Source organism: Erythrobacter sp. HKB08 (genome assembly GCF_004114695.1).
In the GTDB taxonomy this organism is placed as follows: Bacteria; Pseudomonadota; Alphaproteobacteria; order Sphingomonadales; family Sphingomonadaceae; genus Parerythrobacter_A.
The window spans coordinates 217,936-238,936 of sequence record NZ_CP035310.1 but is presented as its reverse complement, the minus strand read 5'-3'; the positions used below and the strand labels follow the sequence as shown (position 1 = coordinate 238,936).

The following is a 21,001-nucleotide window of genomic DNA, read 5'->3' as shown; positions in this document are numbered from 1 at the left end:
CGCCCCTTCCCGCGGATCGAATGATTACAGCGTGATATAAGCCATCGCGCCGGCCAAAAGAAACGCCGCTATCGACAGGAAGCGCAATGCCTTCGTCGGAATCCGCTCGGCCCACCAGCGGGCATAGGCGTTGTGCCAGCGCATCGGCAGCGCGAGGATGACGAGAGAGCTTGCGACAATGAACCACCCGGCAATGCCGAACAGGTCGGGCAGCTTGCTGTAAGGCGCGTGCAGCACCATCGCGAGGCCGACGATCGCGCGCGGGATGTGCTCGCCCAGCTGGATGCGCCAGTTGCTGCCCATCGCGGCAAGTGCCGCGCGGGCCTTTTCGGGAAACAGCAGGGCATAGAGCCCGACGAGAAACAGCCAGCCGGCCGCGAGCAGGCAGACCGCGAGGGCCAGCCCCGCGATCACACGTCGAGGTTCGCGACGTTGAGCGCGTTATCCTGGATGAATTCGCGGCGCGGTTCGACCACGTCGCCCATCAGGCGGGTGAAGATCTCGTCGGTCACGTCGGCATCCTCGACCTTCACCTGCAACAGCGCGCGGTTTTCGGGATCGAGCGTGGTCTCCCACAGCTGCTCGGCGTTCATCTCGCCAAGACCTTTGTAGCGCTGGATCGAGAGACCCTTGCGCCCTGCGGCGAGGACCGCGTCGAGCAGTTCGGTCGGGCGCGTGATCGCGTCGCCCGAAGTGATGACAACCTCGTCCTCGCCGTCTTCCTCCGCGCCCTCGCTGCCGGCGCGCACGAGCTGCGAGCGCTGGGCATAGGCTTCGGCTTTTTCCGAGGCGAGGCGGTGGAGCTTGCGCGCCTCGGCGCTCACGAGGAAGGCGGCCTCGATCTCGTAAACGTCGGTCACACCGCGCCACAGCCGGTCGAAGCGGACCGAGCCGTCTTCGCGCAGCTGCGCGGACCAGCGCGCTTCCTCGTCGGTCAGGCCGAGACGCTGCGCGGTGAAGGCCAGCGCCTGTTCGCGCGTGGTCGCATCGAGTTCGGGGTCGAGCGCGCCGGACAGTGCCATCTGCTCGATGATCTCGTAATTGTACTTGCGCGGCACGAAGCCGAGCAGGTTGCGCAGGCGCAGCGCGTGTTCGACCAGCGCGCGCAGATCCTCGCCCGAGCGGGCGCCGCCGGCGGTTTCGAGGACGCGGCCCGAAAGCCCGGCATCGACGAGATAGCGGTCGAGCGCGGCCTGGTCCTTGAGGTAGACCTCGCTGCGGCCCTTCGCGACCTTGTAGAGCGGCGGCTGCGCGATGAAGAGGTGCCCTGCCTTCACGATCTCCGGCATCTGGCGATGAAAGAAGGTGAGCAGCAGCGTGCGGATATGCGCGCCGTCGACGTCGGCGTCGGTCATGATGACGATCTTGTGATAGCGCAGCTTGTCGAGATTGAACTCGTCGCGCAGGCCAGTGCCCATCGCCTGGATCAGCGTGCCGACTTCCTTCGAGGAAATGATCCGGTCGAAGCGCGCACGCTCGACATTGAGGATCTTGCCCTTGAGCGGCAGGATCGCCTGCGTCTTGCGGTCGCGGCCCTGCTTGGCCGAACCACCTGCGGAATCACCCTCGACCAGGAAAAGTTCGGACTTGGCCGGATCGCGTTCCTGGCAATCGGCGAGCTTGCCGGGCAGCGAGGCGACGCTCATCGCGCCCTTGCGGCTCATTTCGCGCGCACGGCGGGCCGCTTCGCGCGCGGCGGCGGCGTCGATGATCTTCTGGATGATCGCCTTCGCATCGGCCGGGTTTTCCTCCAGCCATTCGGTCATCTTCTCGCCCATCAGGCTTTCGAGCGGCTGGCGCACTTCGGAGCTGACCAGCTTGTCCTTCGTCTGCGAGGAGAACTTGGGATCGGGCAGCTTGACCGACACGATGGCGGTCAGGCCCTCGCGCATGTCCTCGCCCGACAGGCTGACCTTTTCCTTCTTCAGCAGGCCAGCTGCGTTCGCATAGTTGTTCAGCGTACGCGTCAGAGCGGCGCGGAAAGCGGCCAGGTGCGTGCCGCCGTCGCGCTGCGGGATGTTGTTGGTGAAGGTCAGGACGTTTTCGTAATAGCTGTCGTTCCACTGCAGCGCGACGTCGATCCCGATGCCGTCCTTGTCGGCGGACACGGCAATCGGTTCGGCGATCAGCGGCTGCTTGTTCCGGTCGAGCCATTTGACGAAAGCCGCGATGCCGCCTTCGTAGAACAGGTCGTGCTCGGCCACTTCCTCGTGCCGCTTGTCGCGCAGCAGGATGCGCACGCCGGAATTGAGGAAGGCGAGCTCGCGGTAGCGGTGTTCCAGCTTCTCGAAATCGAATTCGGTGACGTTCTTGAACGTGTCGGTCGAAGGCAGGAAGGTGACGCGCGTGCCCTTCTTGAGGCCGTTGTCGTCGCCGTTGGAGGCGACCGGAGGGGCATCGCCCCTCACTTCGAGGCTATTCACGGCATCGCCGTGCTCGAAACGCATCCAGTGTTCCTTGCCGTCGCGCCAGATCACCAGTTCGAGCCATTCCGACAGCGCGTTCACGACCGAAACGCCGACGCCGTGCAGGCCGCCCGACACCTTGTAGGCGTTGTCGTCGGAGGTGTTTTCGAACTTACCGCCCGCGTGCAGCTGGGTCATGATGACCTCTGCCGCCGACACGCCTTCTTCCTTGTGCATGTCGACCGGGATGCCGCGGCCATTGTCTTCGACGCTGACCGATCCGTCGGCGTTCAGCTCGATCAGAACGAGGTCGCAGTGGCCTGCGAGCGCTTCGTCGATCGCATTGTCCGACACCTCGAAAACCATGTGGTGCAGGCCCGAACCGTCGTCGGTATCGCCGATATACATGCCCGGGCGCTTACGCACCGCGTCCAGGCCCTTGAGAACCTTGATGGAATCGGCGCCGTATTCGCCCTTCAGCTTGGCGGTTTCGGGTGCGTTTTCAGGCGTGTCGGAAGTGTTTTCGCTCATGCCGATTATATAGGCGCGGGAGGGGTGATTCCCAAGCTTTCAGGCCGCTTTGTGCAGGGTTTTTCCACGATGCCCCGCACGCCCTTGCTGCAACCGATTGCGAGCCTCGCGCGTTGCCCTGCCATGACGATGACCCTGATCGTGGTGGCGGTGGTGTCCGGCGCGCTCATCCTCGGCGCAGCCTGGGGTGCGTTCGGCTCGCTCGGCAACCGCGTCGAGGGCTTCCTGATTGCGCTTGCGGGGGGTGCGCTCCTGCTTTCCGTCGTGAGCGAACTGATCGAGCCTTCGATCGAGAAAAGCTCGGTCGCCACCGCGATGATCGGCGTAGCTCTCGGCGCGATTACCTTCACCGGCGTCGATTACCTGATCGACGAGAAATGGGGCGGGGAATCGGGCGGCGGGCTGCTTGCCGCGATCACGCTCGACGGTATTCCGGAGAACCTCGCGCTGGGTGTCGCGCTGATTGGCGCAGGGCCGATGGAAACCGCGGCGCTTGCCGGCTCGATACTCCTGTCGAACCTGCCCGAGGCTGCGGGCGGTGCGCGCGAAATGGTGAAGAACGACCGGTCGAAGGCGAAGGTCATGGGCCTGTGGGCCCTGACCGCGCTGTTGCTGTCGGCCGCGGCGATCGTGGGCAACATCGCGCTCGACACGGTGAACGAGCACTGGCTAGCCATCATCCGCTGCTTCGCTGCCGGTGCCGTCGTCGCGAGCCTTGCGACCGAAGTGTTCCCCAAGGCCTATCGGGAGGACAGCCACCTTGCAGGTATTGCGACATCGCTCGGCGTGATCCTCGCCTTCGGCCTCGGATCGCTTGCTGGCGGTTGAGGCTCGACAAGCCGGTTCTTTGCCATAGAACTGTGCGCCATGAGCACATTCGATCCCAAAGCCCTCCTTGCCGAACCGTTCGGCAACTACTCCGCCATCCTGTCGAGATGGGCAGCCCAGCAGCCCGACAAGCCCGCGCTGCGCGACGAGCGGGGCGAGCTGACCTGGGCGCAGCTCGACGACCGGATCGAGCGGACCGCGGCCCGGCTGGTCGAGACGGGGCTGGAGAAAGGCCAGTCGGTCGCGATCCTCGGCTATTCCTCGATCGAATATGCACTCGTTTTCCTTGCCGCCGTCCGCGCAGGCGGCGTTGCCGCGCCGCTGACGACCAGCGCGAGCCGCGAGCAGCTGGAAGGCATGGCGCGCGATTCGGGCGCGCGGCACATCTTCATCGATGCCGCCAAGCGGGCCGAGCTGGGCGAGGATTTCCTCCCCTCGCTCGACCATGTGAAGCTGGAGGAGCTGTCGGACTGGATGGCGCCCGAAGGCACCAGGGCGCCGCCGTTCGAGCCCTCCCCGAAGGACCATTTCAACATCATCTATTCGAGCGGGACGACCGGCATTCCCAAGGGCATCGTGCATTCGCACCAGATGCGCTGGCGCCAGTTCGCCGCGACCGCGCTGTCCTATCTCGAAGCGGGCCTGCCGGTGCGCTCGCTCGCCTCGACGCCGCTCTATTCGAACACCACCATGGTCGCATTCCTGCCGCCGCTGCTGGCGGGCGGTACGGTGCGCGTGATGGGCAAGTTCGATGTGCTGCGCTGGCTCGAATTCGCGCAAGCCGACCAGACCACCATCACCATGCTGGTGCCGGTGCAATACCAGCGCCTGATGGACGAGCCGCGCTTCGACGAGTTCGACCTGTCTTCGCTGGCGCTCAAATACTGCACCTCCGCGCCTTTCTCCGCCGAGCTCAAGGCCGAGGTGCTGAGGCGCATGCCGGGCGGGCTGATAGAGATCTATTCGATGACCGAAGGCGGCGTGGTCTGCCTGCTCGCCTGCCATGAATTTCCCGACAAGCTGCACACGGTCGGGCGGCCCGCGCCGGGCAGCGAGCTGAAAGTGCTCGACGACGAGGACAACGAAGTCCCGCCGGGCACGCCGGGCAACCTTGTCGGCCTCAGCCAGACGATGATGGCGGGCTACAAGAACCAGCCGGACAAGACGCGCGAGGGTTACTGGACCGATCCGGCGACCGGGCTGACGTGGCAGCGCATGGGCGACATCGGGCGAGTCGATGCCGAGGGCTTCGTCGAGCTGGTCGGCCGCGCGAAGGACATGATCATTTCCGGCGGGTTCAACATCTTCCCGAGCGACCTCGAAGCCGAACTCGAAAAGGAAGATGCGGTCGCGGAAGCCGCGGTCGTGGGCGTGCCCTCCCGCAAGTGGGGCGAAACGCCGGTCGGCTTCGTGCGGCTGGAAGAGGGCGGCGATCCGGACGCGATCCTCGGCGCGGTGAACGCACGGCTCGGCAAGACCCAGCGCCTCGCACAGCTTCACACGATCGACGAGATGCCGCGCAGCCACATCGGCAAGCTGCTGAAGACGGAGCTTCGCGCCGAGGCCGAACGCCGCGGCCTGCCCGAATAGGCAATCCCGGAATCGACAAGCGCCACCGTGCCGGACCACTTGGGTCTCGGCGCGATGGCGCTTGGAAAGGGGGAGGGACGCGACCACCCGGTTTGGGGGGGGAGGACTGAAAGTCCGGGCGGTCGCGCCTCGCTGTTTCGCCAGGACTGACCGGGAGTCGCAATCCGGGTCGTATGTCACTGGCCAGGTCGATTACCACATGGGCAATTCCCTGATCGGTCGGCGGACAGGCGGGAGAGGAGGAGTTCCTGTCGGCCGGCTCGAGTGCTGTAATAATCTTGCGCGTGACTTTTCACAAATGAGAAAACATCCATGTGTGTTGAGAAAAGCGCAACACCTTGTTCAGCCCCGGTTAGGCGATGGCCGGGCTCAGCAGAACACCGCTGAGGGATACCGCAAATACGAGGGCGAACAGGCGCGTGGGGATGAAGCGCATGATAAGTCTCCTGTTTCTCCGGACCGCAAATTCGACCCGGTTTTCAGGTTGCATTTCGTCGAACACCGCAAGGAGGTTGCACGAGCCGGCAACAAACTTGCCGAAAGGCAGGAATCCGCGCGCAAACCCCCTCCACTCGCTTGCCAGTTTTCGCCGCGCCGCTTAACGCGCGGCCATGGACGCTAGCCTTCTCCCCGACTCCATCCTCATCGTCGATTTCGGCAGCCAGGTGACCCAGCTGATCGCGCGCCGCGTGCGCGAAGCGGGGGTCTATTCCGAAATCGCACCCTTCAGCCAGGCAGAGGAGGCGTTCCATCGTCTCAAGCCCAAGGGCATCATCCTGTCGGGCTCGCCCGCTGGCGTGCCCGAAGAAGGCAGCCCGCGCGCGCCGGAAATGCTGTTCGAGGCGGGCATCCCGATCCTCGGCATCTGCTACGGCCAGCAGGTGATGAGCCACCAGCTCGGCGGCGAGGTCCGCCCGGGCCATGAAACCGGCGAAGGCGGTGAATTCGGCCGCGCCTACCTCACCGTCACCAAGGACTGCGCGCTGTTCGACGGCCTGTGGCAGGTCGGCGAGCGGCACCAGGTCTGGATGAGCCACGGCGACAAGGTGACCAAGTTCGCCCCCGGCTTCGAAATCGTCGCGATCTCCGACGGCGCGCCCTTCGCGGTCATCGCCGACGAGGAACGCAAGTTCTACGGCACGCAGTTCCACCCCGAAGTGGTCCATACGCCCGACGGCGGCAGGCTGATCGCCAACTTCGTGCGCCACGTCTGCGGCCTCGCAGGCGACTGGACCATGGCCGCCTATCGCGAAACCAAGGTGCGCGAAATCCGCGAGCAGGTCGGCGACGGCAAGGTGATCTGCGGCCTCTCGGGCGGGGTCGACAGCTCGGTTGCGGCGATCCTCATCCACGAGGCGATCGGCGACCAGCTGACCTGCGTGTTCGTCGACCACGGCCTGCTCCGCCTGAACGAGCGCGAACAGGTCGAGACCATGTTCCGCGACCATTACAACATCCCGCTGGTCGTGGTGGACGCCGAAGAGATGTTCATGGAAGGCCTCGCCGGCGTCACCGACCCGGAAGCCAAGCGCAAGTTCATCGGCAAGACCTTCATCGACGTGTTCGAGGCCGAGGCGAAGAAGGTCGGCGGCGCGGATTTCCTCGCGCAGGGCACGCTCTATCCCGACGTCATCGAAAGCGTCAGCTTTACCGGCGGGCCGAGCGTCACGATCAAGAGCCACCACAATGTCGGCGGCCTGCCCGAACGCATGAACATGCAGCTGGTCGAGCCGCTGCGCGAACTGTTCAAGGACGAGGTGCGCGAACTGGGCCGCGAGCTGGGCCTGCCCGACATGTTCGTCGGCCGCCATCCCTTCCCCGGACCAGGCCTTGCGATCCGTATCCCGGGCGAGGTCACCAAGGAACGCTGCGACATCCTGCGCAAGGCCGACGCGATCTATCTCGACGAAATCCGCAAGGCCGGGCTCTACGATGCGATCTGGCAGGCCTTCGCCGTGCTGCTTCCGGTCAAGACGGTAGGCGTGATGGGCGATTATCGCACCTACGACAGCGTCTGCGGCCTTCGCGCCGTGACCTCGACCGACGGCATGACCGCCGATGTCTACCCCTTCGACGCCGCATTCCTGACAGGCTGTGCCACGCGCATCGTCAACGAAGTGCAGGGCATCAACCGCGTGGTCTACGACTATACCTCGAAGCCGCCGGGCACGATCGAGTGGGAGTGAGGCTCGAGGCATTTCGTTCAGGGCTTTGACCGACCAACTCCCCCTCGGCTCCGATCCGCGCATCGATATCCTGCGGCGCATGCAAGCGGCGCTGGTCGAGCGGTTCGGGCGGATCGTGCGGCCTTCCGACAAGCGGCGTTCGCCCGAGTGGGTGCTGGTGCACGGGGTGATCGGCGCGCAAACCAAGACGGCGGCGAGCAATGCCTCGACCGATGGGCTGCTCGCGCGATACGGGTCGTGGGAGAAGGTGGCGGCGGCGCCTCTCGACGAACTGGAGGCCCAGCTTCAGCGCCAGACCTTCCCGAGCGTGGCGGCGCAGCGCCTCAAACATTGCCTCAATGCGATCATCGAGGAGCGCGGCGCGGTCGATCTGCGGCACCTGTCCAATCTCGAACTTGGCGATGCGATGGCCTGGCTCGAGCGGCTGCCCGGCGTGGCGCGCAAGAACAGCGCGGGCGTGATGAATGCGAGCACATTCGACCGCAGAGCGATGGTGATCGATGGCCATCACCGCCGGATCATGCAGCGCATGGGAATAGTCCCGGCCAAGGCGGACACGGCGAAGACCTATGACGCGCTGATGCCGATCGTACCGGAAGAATGGTCCGCCGCCGACATGGACGAACATCACCTGCTGCTGAAGAAGCTCGGCCAGACCCACTGCCGACCGCGCGCTCCGCAATGCGAGGGGTGTCCGGTGCGCGGCGATTGTGCCACGGGTCGCGCATGACCTGGACGAGCGAGGCCCTGCACGATGCGCTCGCCGGCGCTGCGCCGGTTTTCGCCTCGCACGACCACTACGGCGAGCTGGCTATTGCGGGCCGGACCTACCGCATCCCCTGGCTCGAAACCGGCGCGCCGATCGAACCGGCTGACTGGTATGTCTTGCGCCATGATGAGGCTTCGCTGCACGAACCCGGCATGATCGCGGCGATTGCGCGGCTGACCGGGATTGCAGGCGAGCGACCCGTGCGTTTCGTCGATATCGGCGCGGCCTATGGCTATTTCGGCCTCGTCGCCGATGCGCTGTTCGAAGATGTTTCCGTCATCGCGGTCGAGGCCTCGCAGGCGCTGGCGACTTATTGCGAAACGCTGTTCGGGATGAACCGGCTGGAGCGGGTGCAAGTCGTGAACACGCTCCTGTCCGACCGGACGGGCGCCGCTAGCCTCGCGCAGCGCAACTTCAGCTACCTGCCGCAGGGTGCGCCTGCGCCGGAAGGCTATGCCGATACGCAGGTCGACCAGCGCACGCTCTTGCAGGTGCTTCCAGAGGCGGACGGGCGGCTCGATGTGCTCAAGATCGACAGCGAGGGATGGCAGGCGCGCTTCCTTCCCCCCGCCACAGACGAACTGGTCCGGCGCGGTGCCGCGATCCTGCTCGAATGCGATTCGCCGGAGAAGCTTGCGCCCTTCGCTTCGACCAATGGCGAGATCGTCGCGCCCTTCCTCGACGCCGGATACCGCCTGCTGTGGTGCGACCATCGCAAGCCAGATTTCACGGTCGAAACGCTTGCCGCAATGGGGCCGGGGCAGGAGCGCAACGGGCTCGCCATCCTGCTGCCGCCGGAGCTTGCCGGGAAATGCTGAACGAGGCGCAGGTCGAGGAAGTCTATCGCCGGCTGAGCGAGGCGATGCCCGGCCGCACGCGCGGGGCCAAGGGACCGAAAGGCCAGCCCGACGCGTTCCGCTCGTGCATTTCCTGCATGCTCTCGGCCCAGTCGCTCGACAGCAATACCGCAAAGGCGACGCGCGCGCTGTTCACTCTCGCCCGCACGCCCGAAGCGATGCTGGCGCTGGGCGACGAGCAAATCGCACAGGCGATCAAGCCCTGCGGTCTCTACAACATGAAGACGCGCAACATCCGCCGCTTCTGCGAGGCGCTGATCGCGGAGCATGGCGGGGTCGTGCCCGACACGCGCGAGGGGCTGCTCTCGCTTCCCGGCATCGGCCGCAAATGCGCCGACATCGTGATGAGCTTCACCTTCGGGAAGGATGTCATAGCGGTCGACACCCATGTCCACCGCGTGTGCAACCGCATCGGCCTGACGCAGGCAAAAACGGCCGACAGGACCGCGCAGCAACTCGAAGAGCGCAGCCCCGACTGGGCGATGCGCGACGGGCATTTCTGGCTCATCCAGTTCGGCAAGCGCATCTGCACCAGCCGCTCGCCCAAATGCGACCGCTGCCCGGTGTCTCAGCTGTGCGAATTCTACGCCGAGTCGGCAGCGAACGCCTGAGCGCGCCTTTGCTGCCGTAGCGTCCTTGGCGAATGGGGCGGGTGCGAGTATCGAAAACGCCAAGAAGAGGAGGACAGATCCATGAAAACCGCAATCACCGAAATGTTCGGCATCAAGCACCCGATCATCCAGGGGGGCATGCACTACGTCGGCTTTGCCGAAATGGCGGCGGCGGTTTCCAATGCGGGCGGGCTCGGCATCATCACCGGCCTGACGCAGGGCACGCCGGAAAAGCTCGCGAACGAGATCGCGCGCTGCAAGGACATGACCGACAAGCCGTTCGGCGTGAACCTGACCTTCCTCCCCTCGCTCACCCCGCCGGATTATCCCGGGCTGGTGAAGGTCATCATCGAAGGCGGCGTGAAGGTGGTCGAGACCGCCGGTCGCAACCCGCAGGAAGTACTGCCTGCGCTGAAGGATGCCGGGATCAAGGTGATCCACAAATGCACCAGCGTGCGCCACTCGCTGAAAGCGCAGGCGATCGGCTGCGACGCGGTTTCGGTCGACGGTTTCGAATGCGGCGGCCACCCGGGCGAGGACGACGTGCCGAACTTCATCCTCCTGCCGCGTGCGGCGGACGAGCTGGAAATCCCCTTCGTCTCGAGCGGCGGCATGGCCGACGGGCGCAGCCTCGTCGCGAGCCTCGCAATGGGCGCGCAGGGCATGAATATGGGCACGCGTTTCATCGCGACCAAGGAAGCGCCGGTGCACGAGAACGTGAAGCGCGCGATCGTCGAAGCGAGCGAGCTCGACACGCGTCTCGTCATGCGCCCGCTGCGCAATACCGAGCGCGTGATGCAGAACGACGCGGTCGACCGCCTGCTCGAGAAGGAAAAGGAGCTGGGCGACGCGATCACCATCCAGGACATCCTGCCGGAAGTCGCGGGCGTCTACCCGCGCATCATGACCGAAGGCGACATGGATGCCGGCGCCTGGAGCTGCGGCATGGTCGCTGGCCTCATCAACGACATCCCGACCTGCCAGGAACTGATCGACCGCATCATGGGCGAGGCCGACGACATCATCGCACGCATGAACGCCATGCAGGCAGGCTGACGGACGCGCCCCGCCGTCCGAAGGGGCGGTTGGCGCGACTCGAAGTGTCTGTTTATCCTCGCTGCCGATGAGGACATCACGGCAGCAGGAGCACTGCCATGCCCGATGCATTCCAGCCCGGCGATATCGTCTACGCCGGCTATCCGACCGCGCATGTCCTCAACATTGCGCGCAACAAGAAGAAGCAGATCACGCTGTCGCGGGCGAAGCACCTGCTCTGGGGCGACTGGACCAAGGTCGACGATTACGACTTCATCGAAAGCGGCGACGGCGCAAAGCTCGATCCGCCGCTGAAGCCGGAAGAACATGCGACTGTCCGGGAGAAGCTGGACGGGCTGGTGCCGGTGCGGGTGCGCGGCGTTTCGGGATACATGAAACCGGAGGACCTCGAGCGCGAACGGCTGCTCGAGGTGGTGTTCGTCGATGTCGGGCAGGGCGACGGCGCGCTGCTCGTCACGCCCAATGACAAGAAATATGTCATCGACGCGGGCGAGGGCGAAAACATGTATCGCTACCTTCGCTGGCGCTTCCGCGGGTTCGAGAGCGCGCATACCGATTTCGACGGGCTGATCGTCACCCATCCCGACATGGACCATTACGAAGGCTTCCGCCGGCTGGTCGAAGACGGGGCCGTCCATGCGAGCAACGTCTGGCACAACGGGCTGGTCGAGCAATTCGGCAAGAAGGCGGACGGGTCGCAGGATACCGACAGCGACCTGTTGCTCGGCGAACGAAAGGCCGAGGGCGGGCAGGATTACCTCGTCGGACTGGTCGAGGACGATGCCGCGCTCGCCACGCTGCTCGGCGATCCGCAGCGCTGGATCAAGCAGTCGACCGGCAATGCGAAGAAGTATCCCGACCTCCTCGCGACCGCACAGACTGCGGTGGACGAGGGCGGCAACAGGCGCTTCCCCAATATCGTGATGCTCTCGACCGCGCATGGAGAGCTGTCGGGCGGCAAGTCCTACCTCCCCGGTTTCGGTCCGGGCAATGCGACCGAATGCGAGATCGAGATCGTCGGGCCGGTGGTCGAGCCGGACAATGCGGGGGCCCCGCGGCTGCGCGTATTCGGCAAGACGCCGGCGGAAAAGACCGTTTCGATGGATAGCGGCAAGACCAAGAACGGTCATTCGGTGCTGCTGTCGCTGAAGTACCGCGAGTTCACCCTGCTGTTCGGCGGTGACCTCAATTCCTCCGCCGAGACTTTCCTCATGTCTCGCGCCTCGAACCGCGCCTTCGTCGATGTGGATGCGCTGAGTGCAGCCGAGCTGGAGCAGGTCCGGCAGGATGCCAATGCGATCTACGGGGCGGATGTGACCAAGGCGTGCCACCACGGCAGCGCGGATTTCACCGACCTGTTCCTCGGCGCGATCAATCCGGCGGCGACGGTTATTTCGAGCGGGGACGAGGAAAGCCACGCCCACCCGCGCTGCGACACGCTGGGCGCGATCGGCGTGTCCGGGCGCGGCGTGCGGCCGCTGATCTTCTCGACCGAGCTGTCGCGCTCGACCAAGGAGTTCACCCGGCGCGACGACACGCCCTGGTACCAGGCGGCGGAATTGCGCGGAAAGCTTGCGGGGGAGACCGACCCGGACAAGCGCGCGGAAATGGAAACGGAAATCGCGGCGCTGGAGGAAGAGGAGAAGAAGACCAATGTGACGGTCTACGGCTCGATCAACCTGCGTTCCGACGGGCGCAAGGTCGTGCTTGCCTACATGCTCGAAAAGCCGTCCAAGTCACGGCGCTGGGATGTCTATCCGCTCGAAGTCGAGGACGGCACGGGCCGCCTCGCCTATCTCGAAGCGAAACTGGCAGCAAAGGCGGAGGCGAAGCGCCGCAAGGCTGCCGCCGATAACGGCGACTAGCGGCGTCCCGCCTCAGCCCTCCGCGCGGCGATAGGGGATGAAGTCGCCGAGCAGGATATTGCCCGTGTAGCCGCCGTGGAACCGGTCGACCGTGGTGACGATGTCGGTCCGGCACAGGCGGTTGGAACTCTTGCGCGTCATCAGCGTGTCGCGGTCGTCGACCTGGTCGGCATTGCGCGGCACGTTGACGTAAAGCGTGCCGCCCGACTTGTAGACAAGCGCGGTGCCGTCGATGACGGTGAGGTCGGTGCTCGGCAGCATGCGGATGCAGCTCTGCGCTTCGCCGGCCACGCGGCCTTCGAGCATTTTCTCGAGCTTGATCTCGCCCTCGGTCTTGGGCGCATCCTTGTGGTCATCGGCCATGGCGGCACTCGCACCAAGTGCGATCGTCGCGGCGGAAATCAGGGTTGCGGCAGTCTTGAACATGGTCAGCCCTCCTCGTTGTCAGGCTTGGTGTAGGGGACGAAATCGCCGAGCACGATGACCGGGCCGGCCATGCGCGTCGCGCGGTCGACCAGTTCGACCTGGTCGTTGCGGCAGATCTTGGTGGTTCCGTAGACCCGGAAGACCGGCACGTCCCACTTGTCGAGGAAGCCTGCGCCGCGCGGACGGTTCACATAGATCGTGTCCCCGTCGCGATAGACGATGGCGGTGCGGTCGATGATCTGCATCCGGTCGCGCTCGTGACGGCTGAGGCAGTCGACAGGCTCGCCCGCGACATAGCCTTCGAGCAGTTCGGCAAGCTCGGCTTCGCCCTTGCTGTCCTTGTCCGCCTTGTCACCGTGGTTGTCGGCATAGGCGGGGGCGGCGCAAAGCGCGGCGGCGAGGGTGAGAGTCTCGATTTTCCTCATTCATGCATCCTACCACAACGGGCTGAACTTCGCCTGACTCGGTTAGAACGGCCCGCCGAGCAGGAGTTTCCACGCGGCGACCATCGCCCAGTGGAACAGGACCGGCGGCCACAGCGAGCCCGATATTTCGCGCAGCAGGCCGAGCGTGAGCGCGGCGATGGTGGCGCAGGCGAGGAATGCGGGGGTCACGAAGAGCGCCGACCAGTCCGGCCCGATACCGCTCCAGACTTGCAGCGGGTGCCACAGCACGAACAGGGCGGCAGCGACGAGTATCCGCAAGGGGCGATGCGGTGCATCGGGCGCGGGATGCAGCGCGCCGCGAAACAGCATTTCTTCGAGCAGCGAAGGAACGAAGAAGAGCAGGGCAATGATGCCAAGCGTCGCCAGCGTCAGCGGCTGCGGGTCCCACTGGGTGAGCCCGGTCGTCCAGGCGGCTGCAGCGAGGAGTCCTCCGCCGCCCAGGAAGACGGGGAGCGATTTCAGCCAGTGCGTTCGCGACGGCCAGGCGAACCAGCGCCCGATCCTGCCTGGAAGGTGCTTCGCGCTCAGGCGGTCCCGCCCACGGTCAGACCGCCGACCAGCAGCGTGGGCTGGCCGACGCCCGCAGGCACGCTCTGCCCGCCCTTGCCGCATACGCCGATCCCTTCGTCGAGCGCCATGTCGTTGCCGATGCCCTCGACCTTGGTCAGCACGGTCGGCCCGTCGCCGATCAGCGTCGCGCCCTTGATCGGCGCGCCGAGCTTGCCGTCCTCGACCAGGTAGGCCTCGGTGCAGGAGAAGGTGAAGCGGCCCGAGACTATATCGACCTGCCCTCCGCCGAAGCTCTTGGCGAAAATGCCGCGCTTCATGCGCGAAAGCAGTTCGGCCGGATCGTCGTTCCCTCCGCGCATGAAGGTATTGGTCATGCGGGGCATGGGCGCATGCTGGTAGCTCTGGCGGCGACCGTTGCCGGTCGGCTCGACACCCATCAGCCGGGCGTTGAGGCGATCCTGCATGTATCCCTTGAGGATACCGTCCTCGATCAGCACGGTCTCGGCAGTCGGTGTGCCTTCGTCGTCGATGCTGAGCGAACCGCGCCGGTCCGCCATGCTGCCATCGTCGACCACGGTGACGCCGGGCGCCGCGACGCGCTGGCCGATGCGGCCGGAAAAGGCGCTGGTGCCCTTGCGGTTGAAATCGCCTTCGAGCCCGTGTCCGACCGCTTCGTGCAGCAGCACGCCGGGCCAGCCGGGGCCGAGCAGCACGGGCATTTCGCCCGCCGGGGCATCGACGCTTTCGAGATTGACCAGTGCCTGCCGCACCGCCTCGTCGACCGCCTCGTTCCACGCGCCCTCGTCGAACAGCCGGTCGTAGAGATAGCGCCCGCCGAAACCGTGGCGACCGTTCTCGCGCCGCCCGTTGGCTTCGGCGACGATCGACACGTCGAGCCTCACGAGCGGGCGGATATCGGTCGCGACGAAGCCGTCGGGTCGCACGATCTCGACCACGCTCCAGCTACCCGAAAGCGATGCGGAGACCTGCGCGACGCGCGGGTCCTTCGCGCGCGCAACCGCATCGATCCGCTCGAGCAGTGCGACCTTCTCCTCGAAAGGAACGAGGTCGAGCGGGCTCGCGTCGGTATAGAGGTGCCGGTTGTTCCCCTTGGGCGGCGGGGCCTTCGCGCCCTTCGCCGGATCGAGCAGTCGCAGCGTCTCGCCCGCACGGCGAATGGCGCTTTCCGACAATTCGTTGGCATGGGCGAAGCCGGTCATTTCGCCCGATACGCCGCGCAGGCCGAAGCCCGAATCGCGCGAGTAATCGGCAGTCTTCAGTCGCCCGTCGTCGAACACGAAGCTCTCGCTCGCCGAATGCTGGAGGAAAAGCTCGCCGTCGTCGCAGCTGGACAGGACGTCGGCGGTAACGCGCTGGGCAATCTCGGGTGAAAGCCTGTCGCCATAGAGGATCGCGCGGGGGTCGGTGCTGGTCATGGAGCCGATATAGGCAGCCGCGCGCCCGGCTGCCAATCGCCTAGTCGTATTCGACTTTGAACTGCACGTCGTAAGTGGTGCGCGGGCCGTAGCTGCTTACGGTCCGCTGGATGTTGAGATCCGCGATCACATCCTCGCCTTCCTTGTCGAGGAAGCTCGCGCTGTGCTGCTCGATAATCCGGTAGTTTTCCGAAATGACGTTCTCGCCGCGCGCGGTCAGCCCTTCCGGTGTGCAGGGGGCGAGGCGCCTGGCGAGGTCCGAGAGATAGGCGGACGCCTCTTCCCCGGTCTCGAATTCCAGCTCGCATTCGATAGCGTTGAAGTTCTCCGGCCCGGAGATTTCGCAATTGGTGAAGCCGCGGATGAAACGCTTGCCGCGCACCAAAAGGTCGATGGTCCCGTCGCGCTGGAATTCGAGCGATGCACGGTGGCGGCTGTCGGGGTCGGCGAGCGACTGAAGCGCGCGGCAGTCCTCGGTCAGGTCCTGCCCGCTCGCGCCGGATAGGGGAAGTGCCAGCCCCGCCAGCAACAGCGCGGCGGAGCGGGCGGAACGGATCACCGGTGCCCCGGGTCGGCGCCTTCGGAGATGTCCGGCAGGCTCGACTGGTCGACACCGTCGGCAGGACCACCTTCGAGGACGAAGCGGCGGTCGCAATAGCCGCAGTCGACATAGCCGTGCTCGTCGATCTCGAGATAGATCTTCGGATGGCCGAGCGCGGCGGGGCGGAAGTTCTGCCCTCCGCGGATATCGCTCGCGCCGTCACAGCTGACGCGGCGGGTCGTGACCTTGATGACTTCTGGCGGTGCGATGCTCATGGCTGAGCCGATAGTGCGTTTTCTCGCCGGCCTCAACTCTTCTGTGGTTGCGCGAAGGCCGCGAAATCGGCACATCGCTGCGCCATGACCAACCCGCCCGCCATCCGCATCGACAATCTCGTCAAACGCTATGCCGGGGAGAAGGGCGAAGAAGGCAAGCTCGCCTTGAAGGGCGTCAGCTTCGACGTGCCGCAGGGCGGGGTCTTCGGCCTGCTCGGTCCGAACGGTGCGGGCAAGTCGACGCTGATCAACACGCTCGCGGGCCTCGTCACCAAGACTTCGGGCAGGGCGGAAATCTGGGGCTTCGACATCGACGAGCAGCGCCGCAATGCGAAGCGTTCGATCGGCATCGTCCCGCAGGAAATCGTCTTCGATCCCTTCTTCACGCCCTACGAGGTGCTGGAGAACCAGGCGGGTTTCTACGGCATCCCCAGGGCCGAGCGGCGCAGCGAGGAACTGCTCGAAGCGGTCCGCCTTTCCGACAAGCGCGATGCATATGCGCGCACGCTGTCGGGCGGGATGAAGCGCCGGCTGCTCATTGCAAAAGCCATGGTCCATTCGCCGCCGATCCTCGTGCTCGACGAGCCGACGGCGGGCGTCGATGTCGAGCTGCGCCGCCAGCTGTGGGAGCTGGTGACCGAGCTCAACCGGCAGGGCGTCACCATTGTCCTCACCACGCATTACCTCGAGGAAGCCGAGCAGCTGTGCGACGAGATCGCGATCATCAACCACGGCGAACTGATCGCGCACAAGCCGACCCGCGACCTCATCGGCATGGCGCGCGAGAAGATCGTGCGGGTGAGTGTCGACAAGGACCTTGCCGGGCCGGTTGTCGAGGAAGGCTTCGTGAAGTCCGAAGCGATCGAGCCGCGCGTGCTCGAAATCACCTACGACCGCGACAAGGCGAGCGCCGGGCAGGTGCTCGCCAAGGTGCAGCAGCACGGTTACGCGATCGAGGACGTGACCACGCGCGAGGCGGACCTGGAGGACGTCTTCGTCCAGCTGACCGGCTCCGGCTAGGCGCGCGATGGCCGCGCTCTACGACCGGATCGGCATCGATTACGCGAATTTGCGCAAGCCCGACGCGCGCATCGCCGAGCAGCTCGATGCCGCCTTGGGCGATGCCGAGAGCGTGCTGAACGTCGGGGCGGGGACAGGCTCCTACGAACCGGCGGGGCGCGAAGTGACCGCCCTCGAACCTTCCGCCGAAATGATCGCCCAGCGCCCCGCAGATGCCGCGCCGGTGGTGCAGGGCCATGCCGAGGCGCTGCCATTCGCGGACGACAGTTTCGATGCGGTGATGGCGGTGCTTTCGATCCATCACTGGAGCGACAAGGCGAAGGGGCTGGCCGAGATGCGCCGCGTGGCGCGCAGCCGCGTGATGCTTCTCACCTACGATCCCGATTTTCGCGGCCAGTGGCAGGCGAAGTACTGGCCCGACCTGGTCGGGCTCGACGATGGCGCGATGCCACAGATGGCATTCTTCGAAGAGCACCTCGGCCCCATGCAAATCGAGCCGGTCATGGTGCCGCACGATTGCACCGACGGCTTTCTCTACGCCTACTGGCGGCGGCCCGAGGCCTATCTCGACCCGCGCATCCGCAAGGGCAGTTCCAGCTTCTGGCTGATCGACGGCGTGGAGGAGGGCGTGGAGCGCCTGCGCGCCGATCTCGAAAGCGGCGAATGGGCGCGCGACAATGCCCGGCTGCTGACAAGCGATAGCGCCGACATGGGCTACCGGCTGGTCACCGCTGAGATCGGCTGAGCCCAGCGCGCCATTGCCCCGGGCCGCGCTTGTCGGCATGGAGGCGCGCATGACAGACGTGCAACACGACGTTCTCATCATCGGCTCGGGCGCTGCCGGGCTGACCGCCGCGCTGGCGCTGGCCGAGACGAAGAAGGTGCTGGTCCTCGCCAAGGGCTCGCTCACCGGCGGCTCGACCGCCTGGGCGCAGGGCGGGATCGCCGCCGTGCTCGACGCGGGCGATACGTTCGAGAACCACATTCGCGACACCATGGTCGCAGGCGCCGGGCTGAACGACCGCGAGACGGTGGAGTTCGTGATCGAGAACGCACCGGCCTCGATCGACCGCTTGTGCGAACTCGGCGTGCCGTTCAACCGCGAGGGCGAGGACTTGCACCTCACCCGCGAGGGCGGGCACAGCCACCGGCGGATCGTCCACGTCAATGACGCGACCGGCTGGGCAGTGCAGGAAGCGCTGCTCAAGGCGGCCGAGGCGAACCCCAACATCACCATGCTTCCGGGCCGCACCTGCATCGATTTCATCACCGGCCGTCACGGCGAGAAATATTCCGGCGAAGGGCGAGTGTGGGGTGCCTATGCGCTCGACGAGAAAACCGGGCGGGTCGAGAAACACGTCGCGAAGGCGACTATCCTCGCCGCCGGCGGGGCGGGCCGCGTGTACCTCTTCTCGACCGCACCGCGCGGCGCGACGGGCGACGGTATCGCGATGGCATGGCGCGCGGGCTGCCGCGTCTCCAACATGGAGATGATGCAGTTCCACCCGACCTGCCTCTACAATCTCGAGGTCAAGAACTTCCTCATCACCGAGGCCGTGCGCGGCGAGGGCGGGCACCTGCTCCACCCGGAAACCGGCCATCGCTACATGGCGGATTACGACCCGCAGCGCATGGAGCTTGCCCCGCGCGACATCGTGGCGCGTGCGAACGACGACCAGATCAAGCGCTACGGCCTCGACTATGTCCATCTCGACATCAGCCACCAGCCGCCCGAATTCGTGAAGCAGCACTTCCCGACCATCCACGAGAAGCTGATGGGCCTCGGGATCGACATGACCAAGGAGCCGATCCCGGTCGTGCCCGCGCAGCATTATACCTGCGGCGGCGTGCTGATCGGGCTCGATGCCCGCACCGACCTGCCGGGCCTGTGGGCCGCAGGCGAATGCACCGAGAGCGGGCTGCACGGCGCGAACCGCCTGGCGTCGAACTCGCTGCTCGAATGCTTCGTCTTCGGCGAAGCTGCGGCAAAGGACATCCTCACCTGCTGGGACGAACTCGACGAGCCGCCGGCAATTAAGGACTGGGACGAAAGCCGCGTGACCGATTCCGACGAAGAAGTCGTCATCAAGCAGAACTGGACCGAAATCCGCCGCTTCATGTGGAACTACGTCGGCATCGTGCGCACCACCAAGCGCCTCGAACGCGCCGCCAACCGCATCAAGCTGCTGCAGGACGAGGTGGAGGACTATTACGGCTCCTTCCGCGTGACGACCGACCTGATCGAACTGCGCAACCTGCTCAAGGCCGCCGAACTGATCGTGAAAAGCGCGCTCGCCCGCCACGAAAGCCGCGGCCTGCACTTCACGCTCGACTATCCCGAAACCGACCCCGTCGCGCGCGACACGGTGCTCGTGCCTTGAGCTAAACGTTTCGCCGTGCAACTAATCGCACCGAACGATCCGCATCCCAATTGCGGACGAGAGAGGAACAGCGCCACATGCCCGAGACAACCGCCAACGGGATCACTATCCATTACGAAGACCACGGCAATGCCAATGATCCGGCGATGCTGCTCATCATGGGGTTCGGCGCGCAGTTGACGCTGTGGCCGATGGAGCTGGTCGAGGCGCTCAACGGGCATGGCTTTCGCGTCATCCGCTACGACAACCGCGACATCGGGCTGAGCCACAAGTTCGACGGGGTGAAGGCGCCGGGCATCGTCAAGATGACGCTGCTCTCCAAGCTCGGATTCACGCCCAAGGTGCCTTACACGCTGGCCGACATGGCGGACGACGGTGCCGGGCTGCTCGATGCGCTCGACATCCCGCAGGCGCATATCGTGGGCGGCAGCATGGGCGGGATGATCGCGCAGCACGTCGCCGCGCGCCATCCGGACAAGACGCTCTCGCTCACCTCGATCTTTTCAACCACCGGCAACCCCAAGCTGCCGCCGGCGAAGAAGGAAGCGATGCAGGTGCTGATCAAGCGCCCCGAATCGACCGATGAGGAAGTGCTGGTGCAGCACGGCATGAAGCTTTCGCGCACGATCGGCTCGCCCGGCTTCCCCGCGCCCGAGGACCGGCTGCGCGAAAACGTCACGGCGACGCTGCGCCGCAGCTTCTATCCCGAAGGGCCGACGCGGCACCTGTCCGCCATCGTCGCCGATGGCGATCGCCGTCCGATGCTCAAGGGAATCACCGCACCGACGCTCGTGCTGCATGGCGAGGACGACCCGCTGGTGCCGGTCGAAGGCGGTCGCGACACGGCCGAGCACATCCCCGGTGCGCGCATCAAGACGATTCCCGGCTGGGGCCACGACCTGCCGCTCGAACTGGTCGACGACATCGCCGCCGAGATCGCGTCGCACGCCAAATCGGCCCAAAACTGAGGATCTACCGAGGGACTCCCGAGGGGGTGGGCGGCGCAGCAAAATTGCGCCGCTCGATTCGATTGATTCAAAGCCCCCCGATCCCCATTTTCCGCATATAAATTTTTTCACGGATTCATTTTTTGGCTTGCGCAGCGCGCGACCCAAGGATTTCCCACGCGTCGCTGCGTTGTAGCAAGCTAACACACCCCGCCTGCGGACCGACCAAACACGGTTAACCGAGATTTACCCTATTGCGTGTGAGTCCCGAGTGATTCAGTATCTAGTGGTTCGTGACCCGGGGGGACCCACTAGAACTTG

At 65.5% G+C, this 21,001-nt stretch carries 20 protein-coding genes; 12 read left to right on the top strand and 8 right to left on the bottom strand.

Annotated elements, in window-relative coordinates; all coding sequences use genetic code 11:
* Positions 1-24: 24 nt before the first annotated feature.
* Both EO245_RS01200 and gyrB read right to left on the bottom strand, forming a co-directional pair.
* Positions 25-414: a hypothetical protein gene (locus EO245_RS01200; protein ID WP_128891217.1), complete on the bottom strand. Its 390-nt coding sequence runs from the start codon at positions 412-414 to the stop codon at positions 25-27.
* Positions 411-2,936: a DNA topoisomerase (ATP-hydrolyzing) subunit B gene (gyrB, locus tag EO245_RS01195; RefSeq protein WP_128891216.1), complete on the bottom strand. Its 2,526-nt coding sequence runs from the start codon at positions 2,934-2,936 to the stop codon at positions 411-413. The genes EO245_RS01200 and gyrB overlap by 4 nt, the downstream gene beginning before the upstream one ends.
* Positions 2,937-3,059: 123 nt before the next feature.
* Between gyrB and EO245_RS01190 the strand changes: the two genes are divergently transcribed.
* From EO245_RS01190 to EO245_RS01155, 8 genes are all read left to right on the top strand, one after another.
* Complete coding sequence (locus tag EO245_RS01190) at positions 3,060-3,764, top strand: ZIP family metal transporter (protein ID WP_128891215.1); 705 nt, start codon at positions 3,060-3,062, stop codon at positions 3,762-3,764.
* Between the two features lie 39 nt (positions 3,765-3,803).
* Positions 3,804-5,354 carry a class I adenylate-forming enzyme family protein gene (locus EO245_RS01185; RefSeq protein ID WP_128891214.1) on the top strand — a complete coding sequence of 517 codons (1,551 nt, stop codon included), beginning with the start codon at positions 3,804-3,806 and terminating at the stop codon, positions 5,352-5,354.
* 611 nt (positions 5,355-5,965) lie between these two features.
* Complete coding sequence (guaA, locus tag EO245_RS01180) at positions 5,966-7,540, top strand: glutamine-hydrolyzing GMP synthase (RefSeq protein WP_128891213.1); 1,575 nt, start codon at positions 5,966-5,968, stop codon at positions 7,538-7,540.
* A gap of 25 nt (positions 7,541-7,565) precedes the next feature.
* The gene (gene nth / locus EO245_RS01175; RefSeq protein WP_234026921.1) at positions 7,566-8,270 is read left to right on the top strand and encodes an endonuclease III; all 705 of its coding nucleotides are present in this window, start codon (positions 7,566-7,568) and stop codon (positions 8,268-8,270) included.
* Positions 8,267-9,127, top strand: a complete 861-nt coding sequence (locus EO245_RS01170; RefSeq protein WP_164931233.1) for an FkbM family methyltransferase — start codon at positions 8,267-8,269, stop codon at positions 9,125-9,127. Before nth (EO245_RS01175) ends, EO245_RS01170 begins: the two co-directional genes overlap by 4 nt.
* Positions 9,121-9,777 (top strand): endonuclease III, encoded by a 657-nt coding sequence (gene nth / locus EO245_RS01165; protein ID WP_128891211.1) that lies wholly within the window; start codon positions 9,121-9,123, stop codon positions 9,775-9,777. The genes EO245_RS01170 and nth (EO245_RS01165) overlap by 7 nt, the downstream gene beginning before the upstream one ends.
* A gap of 81 nt (positions 9,778-9,858) precedes the next feature.
* Positions 9,859-10,833, top strand: a complete 975-nt coding sequence (locus EO245_RS01160) for a nitronate monooxygenase family protein (RefSeq protein WP_128891210.1) — start codon at positions 9,859-9,861, stop codon at positions 10,831-10,833.
* Positions 10,834-10,931: 98 nt separating this feature from the next.
* Positions 10,932-12,698 carry a ComEC/Rec2 family competence protein gene (locus EO245_RS01155; protein ID WP_128891209.1) on the top strand — a complete coding sequence of 589 codons (1,767 nt, stop codon included), beginning with the start codon at positions 10,932-10,934 and terminating at the stop codon, positions 12,696-12,698.
* Positions 12,699-12,710: 12 nt separating this feature from the next.
* On the opposite strand, the gene EO245_RS01150 is transcribed toward EO245_RS01155, so the two are convergent.
* From EO245_RS01150 to EO245_RS01125, 6 genes are read right to left on the bottom strand one after another with little or no spacing between them, the layout of a single operon-like run.
* The gene (locus EO245_RS01150) at positions 12,711-13,124 is read right to left on the bottom strand and encodes a hypothetical protein (protein ID WP_128891208.1); all 414 of its coding nucleotides are present in this window, start codon (positions 13,122-13,124) and stop codon (positions 12,711-12,713) included.
* Positions 13,125-13,126: 2 nt separating this feature from the next.
* The gene (locus tag EO245_RS01145; protein ID WP_128891207.1) at positions 13,127-13,549 is read right to left on the bottom strand and encodes a hypothetical protein; all 423 of its coding nucleotides are present in this window, start codon (positions 13,547-13,549) and stop codon (positions 13,127-13,129) included.
* A 42-nt stretch (positions 13,550-13,591) separates the two neighbouring features.
* A complete protein-coding gene (locus EO245_RS13515) occupies positions 13,592-14,182 on the bottom strand; it encodes a type II CAAX prenyl endopeptidase Rce1 family protein (RefSeq protein WP_128891206.1) in 591 nt (196 codons plus the stop codon).
* On the bottom strand, positions 14,095-15,516 hold the full coding sequence (gene tldD, locus EO245_RS01135; RefSeq protein ID WP_128891205.1) for a metalloprotease TldD: 1,422 nt from the start codon (positions 15,514-15,516) through the stop codon (positions 14,095-14,097). Before tldD ends, EO245_RS13515 begins: the two co-directional genes overlap by 88 nt.
* Positions 15,517-15,556: 40 nt before the next feature.
* A complete protein-coding gene (locus EO245_RS01130) occupies positions 15,557-16,075 on the bottom strand; it encodes a hypothetical protein (protein ID WP_128891204.1) in 519 nt (172 codons plus the stop codon).
* Positions 16,072-16,332, bottom strand: a complete 261-nt coding sequence (locus EO245_RS01125) for a zinc-finger domain-containing protein (RefSeq protein WP_128891203.1) — start codon at positions 16,330-16,332, stop codon at positions 16,072-16,074. Before EO245_RS01125 ends, EO245_RS01130 begins: the two co-directional genes overlap by 4 nt.
* An 84-nt stretch (positions 16,333-16,416) precedes the next feature.
* On the opposite strand from EO245_RS01125, the gene EO245_RS01120 reads away from it, so the two are divergent.
* The 4 genes from EO245_RS01120 to EO245_RS01105 all read left to right on the top strand — a co-directional run bounded on the left by EO245_RS01120 (position 16,417) and on the right by EO245_RS01105 (position 20,701).
* Positions 16,417-17,352 (top strand): ABC transporter ATP-binding protein, encoded by a 936-nt coding sequence (locus EO245_RS01120; RefSeq protein ID WP_128891202.1) that lies wholly within the window; start codon positions 16,417-16,419, stop codon positions 17,350-17,352.
* Positions 17,353-17,359: 7 nt separating this feature from the next.
* Positions 17,360-18,097, top strand: coding sequence for a class I SAM-dependent methyltransferase (locus tag EO245_RS01115; RefSeq protein WP_128891201.1), 738 nt, complete (start codon positions 17,360-17,362; stop codon positions 18,095-18,097).
* A 49-nt stretch (positions 18,098-18,146) separates the two neighbouring features.
* Positions 18,147-19,733, top strand: coding sequence for an L-aspartate oxidase (gene nadB / locus EO245_RS01110; RefSeq protein ID WP_128891200.1), 1,587 nt, complete (start codon positions 18,147-18,149; stop codon positions 19,731-19,733).
* 77 nt (positions 19,734-19,810) lie between these two features.
* Entirely contained in the window at positions 19,811-20,701 is an 891-nt protein-coding gene (locus EO245_RS01105; protein WP_128891199.1) for an alpha/beta fold hydrolase, read from the top strand.
* Positions 20,702-21,001 lie beyond the last annotated feature (300 nt).

What these genes read in the sequence shown, in the direction of transcription:
- gyrB (WP_128891216.1), bottom strand. Translation starts at nt 2,936, where the DNA reads ATGAGCGAAAACACTTCCGACACGCCTGAAAACGCACCCGAAACCGCC.
- EO245_RS01190 (WP_128891215.1), top strand. Translation starts at nt 3,060, where the DNA reads ATGACGATGACCCTGATCGTGGTGGCGGTGGTGTCCGGCGCGCTCATC.
- EO245_RS01185 (WP_128891214.1), top strand. Translation starts at nt 3,804, where the DNA reads ATGAGCACATTCGATCCCAAAGCCCTCCTTGCCGAACCGTTCGGCAAC.
- guaA (WP_128891213.1), top strand. Translation starts at nt 5,966, where the DNA reads ATGGACGCTAGCCTTCTCCCCGACTCCATCCTCATCGTCGATTTCGGC.
- EO245_RS01170 (WP_164931233.1), top strand. Translation starts at nt 8,267, where the DNA reads ATGACCTGGACGAGCGAGGCCCTGCACGATGCGCTCGCCGGCGCTGCG.
- nth (WP_128891211.1), top strand. Translation starts at nt 9,121, where the DNA reads ATGCTGAACGAGGCGCAGGTCGAGGAAGTCTATCGCCGGCTGAGCGAG.
- EO245_RS01160 (WP_128891210.1), top strand. Translation starts at nt 9,859, where the DNA reads ATGAAAACCGCAATCACCGAAATGTTCGGCATCAAGCACCCGATCATC.
- EO245_RS01155 (WP_128891209.1), top strand. Translation starts at nt 10,932, where the DNA reads ATGCCCGATGCATTCCAGCCCGGCGATATCGTCTACGCCGGCTATCCG.
- EO245_RS01150 (WP_128891208.1), bottom strand. Translation starts at nt 13,124, where the DNA reads ATGTTCAAGACTGCCGCAACCCTGATTTCCGCCGCGACGATCGCACTT.
- EO245_RS01145 (WP_128891207.1), bottom strand. Translation starts at nt 13,549, where the DNA reads ATGAGGAAAATCGAGACTCTCACCCTCGCCGCCGCGCTTTGCGCCGCC.
- EO245_RS13515 (WP_128891206.1), bottom strand. Translation starts at nt 14,182, where the DNA reads ATGCGGCAAGGGCGGGCAGAGCGTGCCTGCGGGCGTCGGCCAGCCCAC.
- tldD (WP_128891205.1), bottom strand. Translation starts at nt 15,516, where the DNA reads ATGACCAGCACCGACCCCCGCGCGATCCTCTATGGCGACAGGCTTTCA.
- EO245_RS01125 (WP_128891203.1), bottom strand. Translation starts at nt 16,332, where the DNA reads ATGAGCATCGCACCGCCAGAAGTCATCAAGGTCACGACCCGCCGCGTC.
- EO245_RS01120 (WP_128891202.1), top strand. Translation starts at nt 16,417, where the DNA reads ATGACCAACCCGCCCGCCATCCGCATCGACAATCTCGTCAAACGCTAT.
- EO245_RS01115 (WP_128891201.1), top strand. Translation starts at nt 17,360, where the DNA reads ATGGCCGCGCTCTACGACCGGATCGGCATCGATTACGCGAATTTGCGC.
- nadB (WP_128891200.1), top strand. Translation starts at nt 18,147, where the DNA reads ATGACAGACGTGCAACACGACGTTCTCATCATCGGCTCGGGCGCTGCC.
- EO245_RS01105 (WP_128891199.1), top strand. Translation starts at nt 19,811, where the DNA reads ATGCCCGAGACAACCGCCAACGGGATCACTATCCATTACGAAGACCAC.